The sequence below is a fragment of the Actinomadura sp. 6K520 genome (assembly GCF_004349245.1).
Taxonomy (GTDB): Bacteria; Actinomycetota; Actinomycetes; order Streptosporangiales; family Streptosporangiaceae; genus Spirillospora.
In genome coordinates this window covers 1-3,552 of the sequence record NZ_SMLC01000332.1, presented here as the reverse complement: position 1 = coordinate 3,552, position 3,552 = coordinate 1, and the positions used below count along the sequence as shown (strand labels likewise).

Below are 3,552 nucleotides of genomic sequence, written 5' to 3'. Positions count from 1 at the left end.
CTACAACCCCCATAACCGCCCCGCCGCCCCTCACTAGAGGACGGCACGAGGCCGATGGCGTTCCGAGACAGCCTGGTCACCCGCAACCTGACGCAACTCTGCAGCTGGTCATCCGCGACAGGCATCGCAAGCTGATCGAGGTAGGCCGGCCGACACCAATCGGGAGCGTGTGCCCTGTCGGCGATTGACGCCGCGGTTGTCGAGTACGCGCTGGGACGAGGATGAGGTACCGCGAGTGGGCTGGCTGGTGGGCTACTGGTTATCGGGGAGTTCGAAGTCGGTCTTGGCGAGTTCTTCGACGTTGACGTCCTTGAACGTGACGACACGCACGTTCTTAACGAAGCGGGCAGGGCGGTACATGTCCCAGACCCAGGCGTCCTGCATCGTGACCTCGAAGAAGGTCTCGCCGTTGTCGGTGGCGCGCACCTGGAGGTCGACCGAGTTGGTGAGGTAGAACCTGCGCTCGGTTTCGACGACGTAGGCGAAGAGCCCGAGAACGTCGCGGTACTCGCGGTAGAGCTGCAACTCCATCTCGGTCTCGTACTTCTCGAGATCTTCGGCGCTCACGCTCGTGCCCCTTCCGTGCGTTCCTCGCCGGGAATCTCCCCTTCGGTCTCCTCCACCAACTCCATCTCTCCATTGTTACGCAGGGCACGGCCGACGTTGACGTAGGAGAAACGATGCTCAGGACAAGGTCCGTGCGCGGCGAGTGCTCTGCCGTGCGCCCGGGTCACGTAGCCCTTGTGGAGGTCGAACCCGTACTCCGGGTAGCGCTCATGAAGATTCACCATGATCCGGTCTCGGGTGACCTTCGCGACGATCGAGGCCGCCGCCACACAGGCCGCGACCTGGTCGCCCTTGACCACCGCCAGCCCGGGGACGCTCAGGCCGGGCACCGGGAATCCGTCACTGAGCACGTAGGCGGGCTGCTCGTCCAGGGCGGCGAGGGCTCGCCGCATCCCGGTCACGTTGCAGCGGTGGAGGCCGAGCCGGTCGATGTCGTGGCACGGGACGACCACCGCGCGCCACGCCTGCGCACGCTCGGTGATCTCGGCGTACAGTTCCTCGCGGCGCGCGGGAGTGAGCAGCTTGGAGTCGGTGAGGCCGTCGATCCTGCGCCGTCCGCCGCGAAGCACCACCGCCGCAACGACCAGCGGGCCCGCGCACGCTCCCCGTCCGGCCTCGTCGACGCCCGCCACCGGACTGAACCCGGCGTGCTCCAGGGCACGCTCGTACCGATACATCCCGGCGTCGCGGCGCGGCGTGAAACGAAGCGGACGACCTCTCATGCAACGCAGCGTACGTCCCAGCGGCCCCCACCGCTCCGGAACTCCCCTTCCCCCTTGCGGGTGTATGCGCCGGGGTTGGTGAAGGGGTCAGGGTTTCCCGTAGCGGCGGTGGCGGAGGTAGGCGAGAGGGAGGGTGCAGAGGACGCCCAGGGCATAGGGGGTGGCGGGGAGCGCCGCGGCGGCGGGCACTGCCAGGCCGCGCTGCTTGAAGGTGTCGGGGATCGGGAGGGTGCCGGCGCGGTCCACGGGCCAGACGATGACGAAGGCGCGGCCGATGACGCGGTCGACGGGGATGGTGCCGCCGCCGGGGTCCCCACGGTGGGAGCGGGAATCGTAGGAGAGTTCGCGGTGGTCGCCCATGACCCAGAGCTGGCCCGGCTTCACGGTGATGTCGAACGGGTCGTTGGACGGCTTGTTCCGCTCGTTCGTGATCGGGTCGGTGTAGAGGTACGAGCCCTCGTCCAGCGGGACGCCGTTGACGGTGACCCGGCCCTGCGCGTCGCAGCACTTGACGCGGTCGCCGGGGATGCCGATGACGCGCTTGATGTAGTCCTTCTCGTTGGGCGCGACACCGAAGGCCGTGCCGATCGCGCGCAGCACCTTGGAGACGGGGTTGCCGGGCTCGTTCACCTGAATCTCGGGGTCCCAGGAGTCGAGGCCGTTGAAGACGATGACGTCACCGCGGGCGACGTCACGGGTGTGGTAGACGATCTTGTTGACGAGGACCCGGTCGCCGACCTGGAGGGTGTTCTCCATGGAGCCGGACGGAATGTAGAAGGCCTGCACCGCGAACGCCTTGATGACCAGGGCCAGGACGACGGCGACCACGATGAGGATCGGGAGCTCTTTCCAGAAGGAGCCCTGCTTCTTCTCCTTGCCGTCGTCCTCGGAGTCGTCGCCCGTCTCCTCGGCCGAGTCCACAGGCTCCTTCTCCTCGGGCACCGCGCCCTCGGCTTCGGATCGCACGTCTCTCCGATCGTCCTCGTCAGTCATCAGAGCGAAAGCCTAGCGGCGCGGGCCCCGCGGGACGCCTCCCGTCGGCGTGTCGCCGGCGTCCAAGGCGGACTTCCCCCTCCGGAACCGGCAACGCCCCGGTCACCGTTACGGGTTCCCGGGGCGTCGTGGTTCATCGGCTCATGTCGTCCTGTTCGCGGGCGAGGAGGCGGCTCAGTTCTCCCGCTTCTCCTTGATGCGGGCCGCCTTGCCGCGCAGGTTGCGCAGGTAGTAGAGCTTGGCGCGGCGGACGTCGCCGCGGGTGACGACCTCGATCTTGTCGATCGAGGGGCTGTTGATCGGGAACGTCCGCTCGACGCCGACGCTGTAGCTGACCTTCCGGACGGTGAAGGTCTCGCGGGCGCCGCCGCCCTGACGCCGGATCACCACGCCCTGGAAGACCTGGATACGGCTCCGGTTACCCTCGGTGACACGCACGTGAACCTTCAGCGTGTCGCCCGGACGGAAGTCCGGGACGTCGGCGCGCATAGCGGCCTTCTCGATCTCCTGGATCAGGGTGTGCATCGCAGAGGTTCCTCATGGTCGAACGCGGGCGCCGAGAGGCCCCGGTGGATCGTGCGTGGGGGCGTCGCGCCGCGGAAAGTGGTCGTGGGGTGCCGTGCGGTCTGGACGCACGGACGCTCTAGTCTGCCATATCTTCGCCGTCAACCGGAAAACCGGCCTCGCGGAGGACGGCGCGATCATGCCTGTCGAGGGCCCCCGGGTCGAGGCGGGCGAGCAGTTCGGGACGGGTCCGCGCGGTCCTGCGGAGCGCCTCGTCGCGTCGCCAGCGGGCGATCGCGCCGTGGTGCCCGGACAGGAGGATGTCGGGCACGGGCCGCTCGCGCCAGACCGGGGGCTTGGTGTAGACGGGGCCCTCCAGCAGCGATTCCATGGCGCCGGGCGCGAAGGAGTCGTCGGCGACGGAGTCGGCGTTGCCCAGGACGCCGGGCAGGAGCCGCCCGATCGCCTCCACCATGACGAGGACCGCGACCTCTCCCCCGGCGAGGACGAAGTCACCGAGGCTGACCTCGTCCACCGGCATGCGGGTGCGGGCTTCCTCGGCGACACGCGAGTCGATGCCTTCGTAGCGGCCGCAGGCGAACACCAGCCACGGTTCGGCGGCGTACCGGACCGCGTCGGCCTGCGTGAACGGCCGCCCGCTCGGCGTGGGAATGACCAACCGCGGCGGCCGGAATTCGCCCGTCCCCGGCCTGTCTCTTATACACATCTCCGCGCCCACGAGACCCTAAGACATCTCGTATGCCGT

At 68.5% G+C, this 3,552-nt stretch carries 4 protein-coding genes and 1 pseudogene; all 5 read right to left on the bottom strand.

Annotated features, from left to right (window positions below; all coding sequences use genetic code 11):
- Window positions 1-252: 252 nt before the first annotated feature.
- Entirely contained in the window at window positions 253-567 is a 315-nt protein-coding gene (locus tag E1289_RS36880) for a DUF2469 domain-containing protein (protein ID WP_131988709.1), read from the bottom strand.
- Entirely contained in the window at window positions 564-1,289 is a 726-nt protein-coding gene (locus E1289_RS36875) for a ribonuclease HII (protein WP_131988707.1), read from the bottom strand. The genes E1289_RS36880 and E1289_RS36875 overlap by 4 nt, the downstream gene beginning before the upstream one ends.
- Window positions 1,290-1,376: 87 nt before the next feature.
- Window positions 1,377-2,255: a signal peptidase I gene (gene lepB / locus E1289_RS36870; RefSeq protein WP_243713457.1), complete on the bottom strand. Its 879-nt coding sequence runs from the start codon at window positions 2,253-2,255 to the stop codon at window positions 1,377-1,379.
- A gap of 201 nt (window positions 2,256-2,456) precedes the next feature.
- Window positions 2,457-2,807, bottom strand: coding sequence for a 50S ribosomal protein L19 (rplS, locus tag E1289_RS36865; RefSeq protein WP_131956169.1), 351 nt, complete (start codon window positions 2,805-2,807; stop codon window positions 2,457-2,459).
- Between the two features lie 118 nt (window positions 2,808-2,925).
- Window positions 2,926-3,471 (bottom strand): annotated as a pseudogene (locus E1289_RS36860) (tRNA (guanosine(37)-N1)-methyltransferase TrmD); the annotation flags it as partial.
- Window positions 3,472-3,552: the final 81 nt, after the last annotated feature.